13 protein-coding genes are annotated in these 13291 nt (G+C 56.3%); 8 read left to right on the top strand and 5 right to left on the bottom strand.

The genetic code is table 11. From position 1 onward, the window contains the following. Positions 1 to 386: 386 nt before the first annotated feature. Positions 387 to 863 carry an Lrp/AsnC family transcriptional regulator gene (locus tag KW568_RS10620; RefSeq protein WP_004576140.1) on the bottom strand — a complete coding sequence of 159 codons (477 nt, stop codon included), beginning with the start codon at positions 861 to 863 and terminating at the stop codon, positions 387 to 389. Positions 864 to 1000: 137 nt separating this feature from the next. After that, entirely contained in the window at positions 1001 to 1885 is an 885-nt protein-coding gene (locus KW568_RS10615) for a LysR family transcriptional regulator (RefSeq protein ID WP_004576139.1), read from the bottom strand. 101 nt (positions 1886 to 1986) lie between these two features. Here KW568_RS10615 and KW568_RS10610 point away from each other — a divergent pair, with 101 nt between their 5' ends. Then, positions 1987 to 2901 (top strand): SDR family NAD(P)-dependent oxidoreductase, encoded by a 915-nt coding sequence (locus tag KW568_RS10610; protein WP_004576138.1) that lies wholly within the window; start codon positions 1987 to 1989, stop codon positions 2899 to 2901. A 429-nt stretch (positions 2902 to 3330) separates the two neighbouring features. Next, positions 3331 to 4365, top strand: coding sequence for a histone deacetylase family protein (locus tag KW568_RS10605; RefSeq protein ID WP_004576137.1), 1035 nt, complete (start codon positions 3331 to 3333; stop codon positions 4363 to 4365). A gap of 47 nt (positions 4366 to 4412) precedes the next feature. On the opposite strand, the gene ctlX is transcribed toward KW568_RS10605, so the two are convergent. After that, a complete protein-coding gene (ctlX, locus tag KW568_RS10600; protein ID WP_050562523.1) occupies positions 4413 to 5351 on the bottom strand; it encodes a citrulline utilization hydrolase CtlX in 939 nt (312 codons plus the stop codon). A 34-nt stretch (positions 5352 to 5385) separates the two neighbouring features. After that, positions 5386 to 6438 carry an ornithine cyclodeaminase gene (locus KW568_RS10595; RefSeq protein ID WP_004576135.1) on the bottom strand — a complete coding sequence of 351 codons (1053 nt, stop codon included), beginning with the start codon at positions 6436 to 6438 and terminating at the stop codon, positions 5386 to 5388. A 181-nt stretch (positions 6439 to 6619) separates the two neighbouring features. Between KW568_RS10595 and KW568_RS10590 the strand changes: the two genes are divergently transcribed. The 3 genes from KW568_RS10590 (at position 6620) to KW568_RS10580 (ending at position 9077) form a co-directional block, all read left to right on the top strand. Further along, positions 6620 to 7042: an Lrp/AsnC family transcriptional regulator gene (locus KW568_RS10590; RefSeq protein ID WP_004576134.1), complete on the top strand. Its 423-nt coding sequence runs from the start codon at positions 6620 to 6622 to the stop codon at positions 7040 to 7042. A gap of 372 nt (positions 7043 to 7414) precedes the next feature. Then, positions 7415 to 8830, top strand: a complete 1416-nt coding sequence (locus KW568_RS10585) for an amino acid permease (RefSeq protein ID WP_004576133.1) — start codon at positions 7415 to 7417, stop codon at positions 8828 to 8830. 10 nt (positions 8831 to 8840) lie between these two features. Further along, positions 8841 to 9077, top strand: coding sequence for a hypothetical protein (locus tag KW568_RS10580; protein ID WP_004576132.1), 237 nt, complete (start codon positions 8841 to 8843; stop codon positions 9075 to 9077). 82 nt (positions 9078 to 9159) lie between these two features. Here the strand turns inward: KW568_RS10580 and KW568_RS10575 are convergent, their stop codons facing one another. Beyond that, positions 9160 to 10137, bottom strand: a complete 978-nt coding sequence (locus KW568_RS10575) for a LysR family transcriptional regulator (protein WP_004576131.1) — start codon at positions 10135 to 10137, stop codon at positions 9160 to 9162. Positions 10138 to 10291: 154 nt separating this feature from the next. Between KW568_RS10575 and KW568_RS10570 the strand changes: the two genes are divergently transcribed. Genes KW568_RS10570 through KW568_RS10560 form a run of 3 tightly spaced genes read left to right on the top strand, consistent with a single transcriptional unit; the run spans position 10292 to position 13282 of the window. Next, the gene (locus KW568_RS10570) at positions 10292 to 11587 is read left to right on the top strand and encodes an MFS transporter (protein ID WP_004576130.1); all 1296 of its coding nucleotides are present in this window, start codon (positions 10292 to 10294) and stop codon (positions 11585 to 11587) included. Positions 11588 to 11600: 13 nt separating this feature from the next. Further along, the gene (locus KW568_RS10565; protein ID WP_004576129.1) at positions 11601 to 12356 is read left to right on the top strand and encodes a class II aldolase/adducin family protein; all 756 of its coding nucleotides are present in this window, start codon (positions 11601 to 11603) and stop codon (positions 12354 to 12356) included. Further along, positions 12353 to 13282, top strand: coding sequence for a glyoxylate/hydroxypyruvate reductase A (locus KW568_RS10560; RefSeq protein WP_004576128.1), 930 nt, complete (start codon positions 12353 to 12355; stop codon positions 13280 to 13282). The genes KW568_RS10565 and KW568_RS10560 overlap by 4 nt, the downstream gene beginning before the upstream one ends. Positions 13283 to 13291: the final 9 nt, after the last annotated feature.

The following is a 13291-nucleotide window of genomic DNA, read 5'->3' as shown; positions in this document are numbered from 1 at the left end:
TTTGCTTGTCTTACACGAAACAGGAGCTAAGGAATGCCCAAGCTTCCAGCCGCCGACGCCAGTGACGTTGAATGGGACGACTTCACAGACATCTCCAGCTGGCGAGCAGCTTCCGTCCTGCCAAGCGTTTCAGCCAGCGCAACGGCCTGAATCTTGAACTCATCGGTGTAATTGCGGCGAGTGGTTGGGTACATGACAACCTCCAAGATAGCGATGTAAGTATCGCTTCTTGGCGTCCGTTGTCACGGGGCAGGCCCATCAAGCCCAAGCGCCTTCTCCTCGATATTTCGAAAGGAACTTGGTGTTCCGCCCTGCGTGTTCCAAATGCCATGAGCCGAATACGCTGACGCTAAGGAATGGTGCTGGCCGGCGAGATCACCGGTTACTCAAATGTCAGGTATGGGAAGCCGGTGGCTGTCCTTGATTTCCTTCAGCGCCAAGCTGGAATGGATGGCCGAGATGCCTGGCTGTGCGCGCAGAACACGCTCAACAAACTCCCCATAAGCCTCAAGGTCGGCTGCGACGATCTGCAGGATGTAGTCCGCGTTACCGGTGACCTTATGACACGACAGGACATAGGGGTTGCCACGCATAACGGCCTCAAAATCATCAGCCGACTGATCCGTGTGCATCTGGAAGCTGATCTGAACGAACGCCGTCAGGTTGAGGCCGATAGCCTTCCTGTCGATAGTCGCTTCATACCCCGTGATGACGCCTTCATCCTCTAGACGCTTTCGCCTACGCCAGGTCGGCGTGGTGCTCAACGCCAGCTTTTCTCCCACAGCAATACTGGACATAGCGCCGTCAGCCTGCAGCAGCCTGAGCATGGAGCGATCAACGTTGTCTAGGATAATCCGACTCATATTCCACGCACATTTAGCAGAAGCTTTCTAGTAAATGACCTTATTGCGCCAACAAAATGCAGTCAACTACAAGTCCAAGAGTTGGCATTGACCGCAAACGGCAGCATAGGAGCCCTGACGGTATTGCGGGAAACAGCCTATGATCCGCCATGCGACGCCAAGCGTGCGCGTAAGAACTCCAAGAATGTCTGGGTTTTGGCTGGCAGCAAACGGGTCTCGGTCAGGGCGTAAACCATCATTGGCTGGCCAGTCCACTCCGTGAGAATGGGGCAGAGTCTACCGGCATCAACGTCATCCGCAACGATCTCATGGGGCATCAGCATAATCCCCTGATCGAGCATCGCTAACCGCTTAATCATCCCAACACTGTTCACCACGAACCGAGCTTGCGCAGTGATCGAAACGGTTTCCTGGCCGCGCTTCACTGCCCATATCCCACCTTTGGTGATGTTCAGGCACTGATGGCCATTGAGCTCATCCGGGGTCGAGGGTTCACCGTACTTCTCCAGATAACCAGGCGAGGCGTACAAGGACGGCGTCAATGACGTTAGAGGTCGCGCTATGAGGTGAGAATCGGGTGATTCGCCCATCCGTATTGCCACGTCAAAGGGTTCGCTGACCAGGTTTACTCTTCTCGGCGTCAGGTCGAAATCGAAGGTGAGTTTGGGATGCAGAGCAGCAAATTCGGCGAACAGTGGTGCCAGATAAGTCACCGCGAAATCCACCGGTAGCGACACCCTCAACACACCACTCGGCTCGGTCAGCATGTCGCCCAACTGCTCATGGGCCAGGCGTGCCTCGTCCACGATACGCCGGCAGCGCTCGTAGTAGATTTGCCCTGCCTCGGTCAGCTCGATGCGCCGGGTAGTTCGGTGCAGAAGCCTCAGGCCAATCGTCTTCTCCAGCTGAGAGATACGCCGAGAGACAGTGGAGTTCGGGATGCCCAGGCTTTCACCCGCATTGCGGAAGCCTTTCACTTTGACCACTTCCACGAAGAGGGCCATGTCATTGAGGTACTCCACACGATTGCTCCATCAGCGGATCAATATTATCCAGAATACCGTATTTATCCCATTTAACGTAAGCGAGATCATGGTGCCCATAACCTTCTGAGTACCTCACCATGAAAGTGGATAAATCCTTCAATTGGAATGTCGCCAACTTCGGCCAGCTCCCAGCCGAGAATATGCGTATTGCCGTGATCGGCGGAACTGGTGGCTTGGGACGTGCCTTGAGCCACTCTCTGGCTAAGCAAGGTGCCAGCGTCACAGTCGTAGGTCGTACCTTCCGCGACCAAAGCCTTCCAGGCATTCGCTTCGTCCAGGGAGACCTCAGCCTGATGAGCGAGGCCGTACGAGTAGTGGATGAATTGCAGGTCGAGCAACTCGATGCCTTGGTGTTTACGACCGGTATCTTCGCCGCATCTCAGCGCCAGGAAACGACTGAAGGGCTTGAAGAGGATATGGCTGTGAGCTACCTGAGCCGGCTGACTATTCTCCGCCTGGCCGCACCACGGCTTGGCACTGAGCGCCAGTCCAAAGCCTTCAAGCCTCGGGTATTCATCATGGGTTACCCAGGCAGTGGGCAAACTGGCACCGATCTGGACGACCTCAACGCTGAGCGTCAGTACAAGTCGTTCGCCGTCCACATGAACACTGTCGCAGGCAACGAAATGCTGGTGGTGGACGCGGCGAAACGCTACCCACACCTGAGCGTGTTTGGCCTCAATCCAGGCCTGGTGAAAACCAACATTCGAGATAACTTCTTGGGCAAGGGATCGCTGAAATCCAAGATTGCCGAAACACTGATTGGCTTCTTCACCCCAACTGCTGAGCAGTACGCAGCGCGCATCTCTCCATTGTTGCTTGCCCGAGCGCTCGAGAAGCACACCGGCACATTGTTCAATCGCAAGGGACAAGCCATCCACCCTTCGGCAGGCCTAACGCCAAGTCACGTTTCCAAGTTCCTGAAGGGCTCGGAAGCCCTGGTGGCTCGCACTGGTGTGCAGCTTCCCACAGAAACCTCCACTGCCGCATAACGAAGAGGAAAGCTCATGAACTGTGTTTTCGAATCCTATCGGCTGGGTCAGTACACCCTGAAGAACCGCCTGTTAATGGAACCTATGACACATAGTCGCGCTAAGCCAGACGGTACTCCGACTTCGTGGAGCGCGTTCGCACGGGCGCACCGTTGAACGATCCTGATCGCATGACCTTCTTCGGGAGTGACGGGAAAGGCTATATCGATTATCCGACGCTCAAAGAGCTCTGATTTCTACCCTTTCTGTCGCGGCGCAAGTGGGTGGTATAACGCCACCCCTTACCCGCGAAAAGTTCTTTCTCACGTATGGCAAAATTTTAAAAAGAAAATTCAACCATCACGTCCCTGTCATGGCCTAAAGCAAAGCATTTCCTACCCGCAACAGCGAACATTTTCTGTAACGTTCACGCTGACGGGAAGACCTTTCGTGCTCACGATATTTAGCTCCAATCATCGCCTCCACCACGGCTCCGAACTCAAAGACGGATCACTCAAGCCCTCCTTCGAAAACCCGCAACGCGCCGATACGGTTCTCGCTCGTGTGAAGAGTGTAGGGTTGGGGGATGTCATCGCTGAGCAGCGATATGACCGATCCAACTATGTGCGGGCGCACAGCGAGCGGTATGTGACGTTCCTCGAGAATGCCTGGCAAGAGTGGGCGGCAACAGGGAAGACGCACGACGCACTTCCCCTGGTATGGCCGGTTCGAGACCTGGCCATTGACCAAGAACCGAGCTTCATTGATGGCAAGCTTGGCTTCTACGCCATGGATGCCGGTTCGCCGATCACCTCAGGTACGTGGGAAGCCGTGCGCAGCAGCGCGGATGTCGCCCTGACCGGCATCGAGCGGGTCATTGATGGCGAGAGAGGTGCTTTCGCTCTGTGCCGACCGCCAGGGCACCATGCGGCTCGTGAGTACATGGGCGGGTACTGCTATCTCAACAACGCGGCAATCGCTGCTGAGCGCTGCCTCAGCCGGGGTGCAAAACGAGTGGCCATCCTGGACGTCGACTTCCACCACGGTAACGGCACGCAGAACATCTTCTACGACCGCAGCGATGTGTTCTTCGCCTCAATCCACGGCGACCCGTCCGTGTCCTATCCGTACTTTTCAGGCTTTGCTGATGAGAAAGGGGTGGGTAACGGTGAGGGCTTCAATGCCAATTATCCACTGCCTCGTGGCACGCTTTGGGACACCTTCAGCGTGGCCTTGGCAGATGCTCTCAAACGCGTCCAGGCCCACCAACCTGAGTGCCTGGTCATCTCCTTGGGTGTGGATACCTTCGAGCATGATCCGATCAGTCATTTCCGCCTGACCAGCACCAACTTCATCCAGATGGGCGAGGCCATCGCAAAGGCCGGGATTCCAACGCTGTTTGTGATGGAAGGTGGCTACATGGTTGATGAGATCGGCATCAACGCGGTCAACACGCTACAGGGATACGACAGCCACGCTCGCTAACGGCCAAAAAAATCCCCACCTTGCTGGGTGGGGATCTTGTTACTGCGTTACGTGCGAGGAGACAGGTGAATCCCAGCGATCATGCACCGTACCGAGCCACCTGCCATTTCGATAGTGGGTACATCCAACGGCACCAGTCTGGCGGTACGCTCAATGCGAGCGCGCTGATCTTGCGTCAGGCTGTTGAAGGCCCGACGAGACAGCGCCAGAATCCGGCCATCGCGGCCCGACAGTTCGATGGCATTACCAGCAAACTCCGCGATCTGCTTGTTGCTCAAATCGATGACTTCTCGACCGGACTCCACCAGCCGCATGCGAACCTCTTCAGCACGGGCCTTGTTCGTGAAAGTGCCAAAACCCACCAGTGCGAATTCAGTGGCTACGCACATCAGAACGTTGGTGTGATAAATCGGGGCCCCCTTCTCGTCTGCAGTGTCGAAGACCATAGGCTCGAAGTTGAAGTGGGTGCTAAACCGCTCCAGCGCAATCGGGTCGGCACGGTTGGAACGGGCGGTGTAGGCCACACGAGACATGTGATCAAACACCATCGCCCCGGTGCCTTCCAGGAAAAGCTCATCCTGCTCGAGGCCAGAGTAGTCGATCACATCCTGTACCCGGTATTCCTGCTTGAGCATCTCAATCACGTCAGTACGCCTTTCCCGTCGACGGTTCGGCGAGTACATGGAGTAGATTGCAATGTGACCGCCCGGATGCGTAGAGAACCAGTTGTTCGGGAACACTGAATCAGGGGTGTCGTTGTCGCCGAAGTCATCAAACACATGGACACGAACTCCCTCCGCCTCCAAGCGACCCACAGCCTGGGTGACCTCATCTCGAGCAATCTCGGAGACAGTGTGCGCTGCAATGTCAGGGCTTGAGCTTTGGAACGAGTTGTCAGCAGCGGTTTCCGGATTAGGGGTGAAGGCGTGCGGCCTGACCATCACCACTGCTGCAGGTGCTTGAATCGAACGAGTAGGAAGTGCCATTCAGTAATACCGATTTGGGATGCTGATCTTAGAATTATGCAACGCGTCGAATGCGTTTTTTGGCGGAGCGGCCACGCGTGTGGCTGAACAGGTCTTTCGGATCATCTTCAACCCACGGGACGAGATCGATCTTGGTGCCGACACCACGTTTCTCGGCCTTCTCCAGGACGTAACGCAGCACCGAGTAGTCTTCCAAGGCAAAACCAACCGAGTCAAAGACGGTAACCTGCTCATCGCTCTGACGGCCTTCCTGCTCGCCGGTCAGGACACGCCACAGATCAACTACCGGAGAGTCGGCTTCGAGTTGTTGGATGTCACCTTCGATACGAGTTTGCGGCTCGTACTCAACGAAGACCCTTGCCTTGCGCAGCACGTCGGCATGCAGTTCGGTCTTACCTGGGCAGTCGCCACCGACAGCATTCAGGTGCATGCCAGGCTCCAGCATTTCCGGAGTGATGATCGTGGCATACGCTTTATCGGCGGTGACGGTAGTCACGATGTCAGCACCGCGTACTGCCTCAGCAACGCTTTGGGCACGGGTGATTTTGAGGTCGGTGTATTCCTGCAGGTTTCGAACGAGCTTGGCGGTCGCCTGAGGGTCGACGTCGTACGCGACGATTTCCTGGATGCCCAGGTGCTTGTGGAACGCAAGGGCCTGGAACTCACTCTGGGCGCCGTTACCGATGAGAGCCATTTTGCGCGAATTTGGACGAGCCAACGCTTTGGCGGCCATCAGAGATGTTGCCGCAGTACGCAGAGCTGTCGCGATGGTCAGCTCAGAAAGAAGCACCGGATACCCCGTTTGGACATCGGCCAGCACGCCAAAGGCCATCACGGTGTGAAGATCCTTGAAGGTGTTGGAGGGGTGACCATTAACATACTTGAACGCATATTGGCTCGTATCAGCCACAGGCATAAGTTCGATCACACCGACCTCGGAGTGACTGGCCACTCGGGCAGACTTATCAAACTCAGGCCAGCGTTTGAAATCATCACGGATGACGGCCGCGAGCTCACCCAGGAAATCCACTACACCGATATCGCTAACCAGATCGGACATTGTAGGGACATCAATGAAATGCGTCATGTTATGCACCTTGAAAGTGCGCGCGCCTCAAGCCAGTGCATGGGCGAACGCTAATTGTGAATTTTCGACCTCCGAAATTCTGATGAAATATTGGTGCAAATTGAAGTGTACAGGTTGCCATATTTCGCAAGGTTCTAGACAATCTGCTCACACTTCAAAGCAATGTGGATGGTCGGAGCTCATGGATAACACTGATCGGCAACTCATCGCGCTTCTGCGGGACAACGCTCGTACCCCTGTGATGACGCTAGCTAAGAAATTGAAGGTGGCCCGCGCCACGGTTCAAAACCGACTCGCCAGGCTGGAAGAGCAAGGCATCATCATGGGCTATACCATCCGCCTCCAGTCCGATGAGATAGACCGAGGGGTCAGAGCCATCACCAGCATCAGCATCAGCGGCCACCACGCCGCAGAGGTCAAACACGCGCTACGCGGGCATCCCAACGTGTTTGCCATACATACAACCAACGGTCGCTGGGATCTGATGGCGGAGCTGAGAGCCGATACGCTGGAGGCCTTTGACAAAGCTTTGAATACCATCCGCTCGATCCAGCACATCGAGAACACCGAGACCAGCATCCTTCTATCGAGCATCAAGATGTAGTCAATGCGCCCTGTTTTGCACCATGTCAGTGCAAACCGGCATTTTGCTCTGATTTGTGAGCAATCTGATAACTATTAGCTGATGGTATACCAATCTGTAGCGTTCCGATTGGCAACTATGACTGGCAGAATGGCGCTTCTGAACCGCCGCTGCGGGATCTCACAGGGGAATGAGCACCTAGTTTTTGACTACTTCTAATTACTTAACCAGCTTGATGAAGGAACTCAGCTGAGTTTATTTCTTCATCGCCTGCGTATGTACTGCCCCACCCTCCGCTATGAGGGGCTCAACGTCTATAGCCCACTTAGCACTGCACCTTCTAATCAGAGGGCGGGTAGCGGTTGCTCACAGAAAAAGAATAAGAGGTTATATATGCATCAGACGTGCAACTCAAAAGAAGCGAATAGCGGTGATGGCCGAGAACTCAAGCGTCGACTGCAAAATCGACATATTCAGCTGATTGCCATCAGTGGTGCTATTGGGACAGGCCTCTTTATGGGGTCGGGAAAAATGATAGCCCTGTCTGGATCTTCGATCCTACTTGTCTATGCGATCATCGGTTTCTTTGTTTTCTGCATCATGCGGGCGATGGGTGAGATGCTCCTCGCCAACCTGGAAATGGGCTCGTTTGCAGAGCTCGTCCACCACCATATGGGCCCCCGTGCCGGGTTCATCCTCGCCTGGTCGTACTGGCTAAGCTGGGTTGTCGTTGCCGTAGGCGACGTTGTGGTAGTCGCAGGCTTTCTGCAGTACTGGTTCCCCGACCTTCCTACGTGGATACCAGCCTTCGGAACCATGTTCCTGCTCGTAGCGCTCAACATGCTGGCAGTGAAAGCCTTTGGTGAGGTCGAGTTCTGGTTCGGGCTTATCAAGATCATTGCAATCGTCGCGCTGGTACTGACCGGCCTCTTCATGATTGCTACCTCCTACACCTCTCCCGATGGTGTCACTGCGACGTTCAGCCACCTGGTTGAACCAGGGGTGATGATGCCGCATGGGGTGCTCGGCTTCCTCGCGGGCTTCCAGATCGCCATCTTCTCTTTCGTGGGGACTGAGCTGATTGGCACCGCAGCTGCTGAAGCTCACAATCCCGAAAAGACGTTGCCCAAAGCGATCAACACCATCCCTGTGCGGATCCTGCTGTTTTACGTGGCCGCTCTCGCATGCATCATCAGTGTGATTTCCTGGTCTCATGTGCCAGCAAACCGTAGCCCCTTTGTGGAGCTCTTCCTTTTGGGAGGCTTGCCTGCTGCTGCTGGGATGATCAACTTTGTAGTCATGACCTCAGCTGCATCCTCAGCAAATAGCGGCGTTTACTCTGGCTCACGCATGCTTTACGGCCTGTCTCACAACAAACAGGCACCACATGCCTTCGGACGCTTGTCCGGCTCGGGCACTCCAATCCGGGCACTGATGTTCTCAGGTCTGTGCATGACTATCGCGCTGACGCTGCTGTTCGTCATTCCAGATGTCATGGGTGTTTTCACCTTGGTCTCGACAATCTCGGCGGTCATGGTGGTTGTAACCTGGTCGTTGATCCTGCTCTCTTACCTGGCTTACCGACGGACAAACCCAGAAGCTCACCAACGCTCAACCTTCAAGCTGCCTGGTGGTAAGTTCACAGCGGTGCTGTCTCTGGTCTTCCTCCTGTTCGTACTCTGCCTGCTCTCCCTGGAGGCTGATACTCGGACGGCCCTTTACATCATGCCGTTCTGGTACATCGGACTGCTGCTGGCCTATCAACGAAGCGCCAAAACGCAAGGCCATGTGGCTGTGACTGCATCGTAAGGAGGCGCTCGTGAGCTCGACAACGACAGGCATCAAACTCGACGCGCCGACCAAGGAGCGTATCAAGGAGGCCGCTGGCCTCCTGGATCGCACTCCTCACTGGTTTATGAAGAAGGCGGTGCTCTATTGGCTGGAGAGAGTCGAGTCCGGTGCCGGCGTTGCGGACATGCTGAGCGAGACCGACTTAGACAACGATGATCGATTGAACAGCGTCCTGAGCCGACGGCAATTGCTAAACGTCGACTAACTGAAAGATGACGACCGCAGCCAAACACTGCGGTCGTTTCATTTGGGCTGAAAAGCAGCCGTAATTGCGAAACGTGTTGGGTTCAAACCAGCGATGCCTGAGCGAGGCAGTGCTGGAAGCTTTCCAGGAACACTGTCTCCGCCATGGTCATCCTCTGCTCCCTGTTCCAGAGCAAGTGCAAATCCGCGTTGACGATGCCTTCGGCTGGAGGCAAACGCCATAGCAACCCCTTCTCAACATCCTCATGGAGGAGGTGCTCAGGCATGCAGCCTACTCCGAAACCTGCGCAGACAAGCCGCTGAACCTCTTCAACGCTAGGAGAGGAAGCAACAATGCGCCCGGTGAACCCATGCTGATCACGGAACATCGCAAGCGGCGACAGGTTACCCCCCAACTGATCACTGACGAAACTCACGAAATTCTCTCCACGTAGCGCCTCGAGGGTCACATCGCTGCGCCCGAATAAACGATGTCGCACACCACAGAAGAACGCATAACGCTGGCTGATCAGCAAGCGCTGCTCCAGCTTGGGCTGTGGAATTCGACACAAGCCAACGCCAGCTGTGGCCGTTTTCTGCAGCAGAGAGCTGATGATGTCAGCACTGCGCATGACATCGATTTCCAGCTCCACACGTGGATGCGCCTCATGGAAATCACCGAGGAAGTCATCGTAAACCTGTGACTGAACTCGGCTGACGCTCAGCAACCTCACCTTGCCAGCTACGCCGTCACTCTCTTGCTCGACCGCTGCGCTGATACGCGATACATCGCCATAAATATCGATGGCAATACGCAGCACCTCTTCTCCCGCAGCAGTCAGATCGAAACGCGGCCCACCCCTGATAATCAGAGCGCAACCGAGCTGTTCCTCCAGTCGTCGGAGCGCTTGGCTGACCGCCGACTGGGTCACATGCAATCTCGCTGCGGCCCTGCTGATACTGCCCTCTTGGCCAATGGCGAGGTAAGTGCGCAGCAGGTTCCAGTCCAGGCGATCGTTGAGGAATCGTCGTCCCTCCCATTTGTTGATCAATGCGTCAGATCTAGAGCTTGACGGGTTCATTTGAGTACTCATTAGTAGCGCTGCTAATACGACGGATAAGAATTAGCAAATTGACTAATCATAGCCCCAAGGCGATAAAACCCGAAAGCGCCAAAGAGCGCGACCGGCTTAGCCAAACCTGCCCACCTGCCTATAACTCTAAGAAGGGCCTTGCATGCACACGTCCAACCAACCGCGTCGAGCGGCGGCTGCCGCATTTGTCGGCACCACCATCGAGTTCTACGATTTCTACATCTACGCCACGGCGGCTGCGCTTGTGCTCGGTCAGGTGTTCTTCCCCAGCAACAATCCGTTGCTTAGCACCCTGGCGGCATTCGGCACCTTCGCCGTCGGATTCATCGCCCGACCAATGGCAGGCATGGTGTTTGGCCATCTGGGCGATCGCCTGGGTCGTAAAAAAATGCTGCTGGTCACCATGGTTCTCATGGGCCTGGCCACCACAGGCATCGGCCTGCTACCCAGCTACGCCAGTGCTGGCATCTGGGCCCCCATCGGTCTGATTGCCCTGCGAATTGTCCAGGGGATCTCCGTCGGCGGTGAGTGGGGTGGTGCTGTGCTGATGGCAAGTGAGCATGCTCCGGCCAAACGCAAAGTCTTCTACGCCTCATTTGCTCAGTTAGGCAGCCCTGCTGGCCTGTTGCTCGCACTGATCGCATTCCGCCTGGTGTCTTCTTTGGAACCTGAAGAGTTCCTAAGCTGGGGTTGGCGCCTTCCGTTCTTGGCCAGTGGGGTGCTGATGCTGGTTGGCCTGGCAATCCGATTTGGCGTGGAAGAGAGCCCTGAGTTCCAAGCTGCCAAAGCCAAGAAAGAGGTCGTCAAATACCCGGTGCTAGAAGTGGTGCGCGACTGCTGGAGACAGATCCTGTTCGCGGCCCTCGCGGTGACCATCGGCTCCGCCGGTTTCTTCTTCACCAACACCTTCATGATCACCTACGTCACCACCTACCAGGGTATCCCCAGGGCTACCATCCTCGACTGTCTGTTCCTGGTGACCATTCTCCAGTTCCTGACCCAGCCATTGGCGGCGCTTCTTGCGGAGCGCATTGGCGAGGGCCGCTTCCTCAAGTTGGCAGCCCTGCTGTGCATGGCCGTGCCCTACCCCATGTTCATGCTGGTAGGCACGCAGAATCTGGTTCTGATGACAGCAGGAATCGCCCTGGCGGTGGTAACCCTTTCGGCGCTCTATGCGGTAATCGCTGGCTACATGACACAGGCGTTCCCCGCTCACCTGCGCTACTCCGGGATTTCTCTGGCCTACCAGTTGATATGCGCCATCGCCGGGGGCAGCACGCCGATCATCGGCACCCTGCTGGCTGACCGCTTCGCCGGTCAGTGGCTGCCACTTGCAGTGTTCTTCACGGCGCTTTCCACACTTTCCCTGATCGGCGTCTGTGGCCTCTCTCGCCTGCGTGGTGAGCAGCAGGAATCCACCCCCGCCATCGCACGTTAAACCAGGAGTATCCATGAGCAAGCCGCACAACATCAGCGATGCCGAATGGCAAGCACGCTGCGAACTGGCCGCGCTGTACCGAATGGTGGCGCACTTCCGCATGACCGACTTGATCGATACCCACATCACCCTGCGTATCCCAGGGCCAGAGCATCACTTCCTGATCAACCAATACGGGGTGATCTTCGATCGAATGCGCGCAAGTGACTTGGTGCGTATCGACCAGCACGGCAACGTTGTTGATGAGGCATTTGGTGATCGACGGGTGAATGCCGCTGGCTTCGTGATCCACTCTGCAATTCACATGGCCCGCCCTGACATGCAATGCGTGATCCATACCCACACATCTGCAGGCATCGCAGTGTCAGCTCAGGAGCAGGGGCTGTTGCCGATCAGCCAACATGCATTGAAGTTCTATGGCAAGTTGGCCTATCACCAATACGAAGGCATCGCTCTCTCGCTGGACGAACGCGAACGCCTGATCGCCGACCTCGGCACGCACAAAGCGATGATCCTCCGTAACCACGGTCTGCTGGCCGGCGGTGCCAGTGTTGCCGAGGCCTTCCATGAGATTCACTTCCTGGAGCGCGCCTGCCAAGCACAAGTTCATGCGTTGTCCGGCGGCAGCAAGCTGGTCTACCCAAGTGAAGAAGTCTGCCGTCATACCGCAGCACAATTCCAACGCGACGAGTCAGCGCAGATCATCAGCCTCAGCTGGGACGCAGCACTCACCCTGATCGAACACCAACGTGAGTCGTACTGCTCATGAGTCCGCTGGTTTTGCTATCAACTGACAACGCGCTTTTGAGCCAACTGCAGTCGGCCTTCGCCCGTAGCGCTCCCCAACTGCGTGTCGTATTGGCCAATGATCCTGCGGCTCAGGAAGCCCAAGTAGCCGCCTGCTGGTTCCCTCCCGTAGGCAGCCTCAGTGCATTACCCAACCTGAAGCTGATCCACTCGGTGGCCGCCGGTGTTGATCACCTGGCCAACGATCCGAGCCAACCCGCCCTACCCGTGTGTCGTGTGGTTGACCCCGCTCACCGGCAAGGCATGGCGGAGTATGTCCGCTGGGCAGTCATTCATTACCACCGAGATTTTGACCGGGCATTGGCCCAACAGCATCAACATGTGTGGTTGCGGCACCCACAGCGACCCGCGGCCGAGTATCAGATCGGTGTCATGGGCTTGGGCTCTCTAGGAGGGACGATCGCTACCGAGCTGGCAGATGCAGGCTATGCCGTTAGAGGCTGGTCAAGAAGTGCGAGACAGCTTGATGGTGTTCGTACCTATGCAGGTCCATCAAAGTTCGATGAGTTCCTGCAAGGCCTCGACCTGTTGATCAATCTGTTGCCATTGACCGATGTCACTCGCGGCATCCTCTGCCAAGACACCTTCGAAGCCTTGGCTCCTAACGCAGCGATCATCAATTGCGGGCGCGGCCAACATGTACAAATCGATGACCTGATCAGGGCAGTCGACAGTGGACGGCTTCGTGGCGCCCTGCTCGATGTTTTCGAGAAGGAGCCTCTGCCTTTGGACAGCCGTCTGTGGAGCACTCCAGGAATCATCGTCACACCCCACATGGCCTCTTGTGCCTCTCATGACTGCATCGCCCAGCAGGTGGCCGAAAACGCCCGCCGCCTGGCATGCGCCGAACCGCTGCTGAACCGGGTAGACCCCGCGCTCGGATACTGACCCACCGTC

It is taken from the genome of Pseudomonas sp. HD6515 (genome assembly GCF_024971855.1).
In the GTDB taxonomy this organism is placed as follows: Bacteria; Pseudomonadota; Gammaproteobacteria; order Pseudomonadales; family Pseudomonadaceae; genus Aquipseudomonas; species Aquipseudomonas alloputida.
This window is presented reverse-complemented; position numbering and strand designations above follow the sequence as displayed.

Coding starts and splice junctions, on each gene's coding strand:
- KW568_RS10620 (WP_004576140.1), bottom strand. CDS start 863: ATGAGTCGGATTATCCTAGACAACGTTGATCGCTCCATGCTCAGGCTG.
- KW568_RS10610 (WP_004576138.1), top strand. CDS start 1,987: ATGAAAGTGGATAAATCCTTCAATTGGAATGTCGCCAACTTCGGCCAG.
- ctlX (WP_050562523.1), bottom strand. CDS start 5,351: ATGGCACTTCCTACTCGTTCGATTCAAGCACCTGCAGCAGTGGTGATG.
- KW568_RS10595 (WP_004576135.1), bottom strand. CDS start 6,438: ATGACGCATTTCATTGATGTCCCTACAATGTCCGATCTGGTTAGCGAT.
- KW568_RS10590 (WP_004576134.1), top strand. CDS start 6,620: ATGGATAACACTGATCGGCAACTCATCGCGCTTCTGCGGGACAACGCT.
- KW568_RS10585 (WP_004576133.1), top strand. CDS start 7,415: ATGCATCAGACGTGCAACTCAAAAGAAGCGAATAGCGGTGATGGCCGA.
- KW568_RS10575 (WP_004576131.1), bottom strand. CDS start 10,137: ATGAACCCGTCAAGCTCTAGATCTGACGCATTGATCAACAAATGGGAG.
- KW568_RS10570 (WP_004576130.1), top strand. CDS start 10,292: ATGCACACGTCCAACCAACCGCGTCGAGCGGCGGCTGCCGCATTTGTC.
- KW568_RS10565 (WP_004576129.1), top strand. CDS start 11,601: ATGAGCAAGCCGCACAACATCAGCGATGCCGAATGGCAAGCACGCTGC.
- KW568_RS10560 (WP_004576128.1), top strand. CDS start 12,353: ATGAGTCCGCTGGTTTTGCTATCAACTGACAACGCGCTTTTGAGCCAA.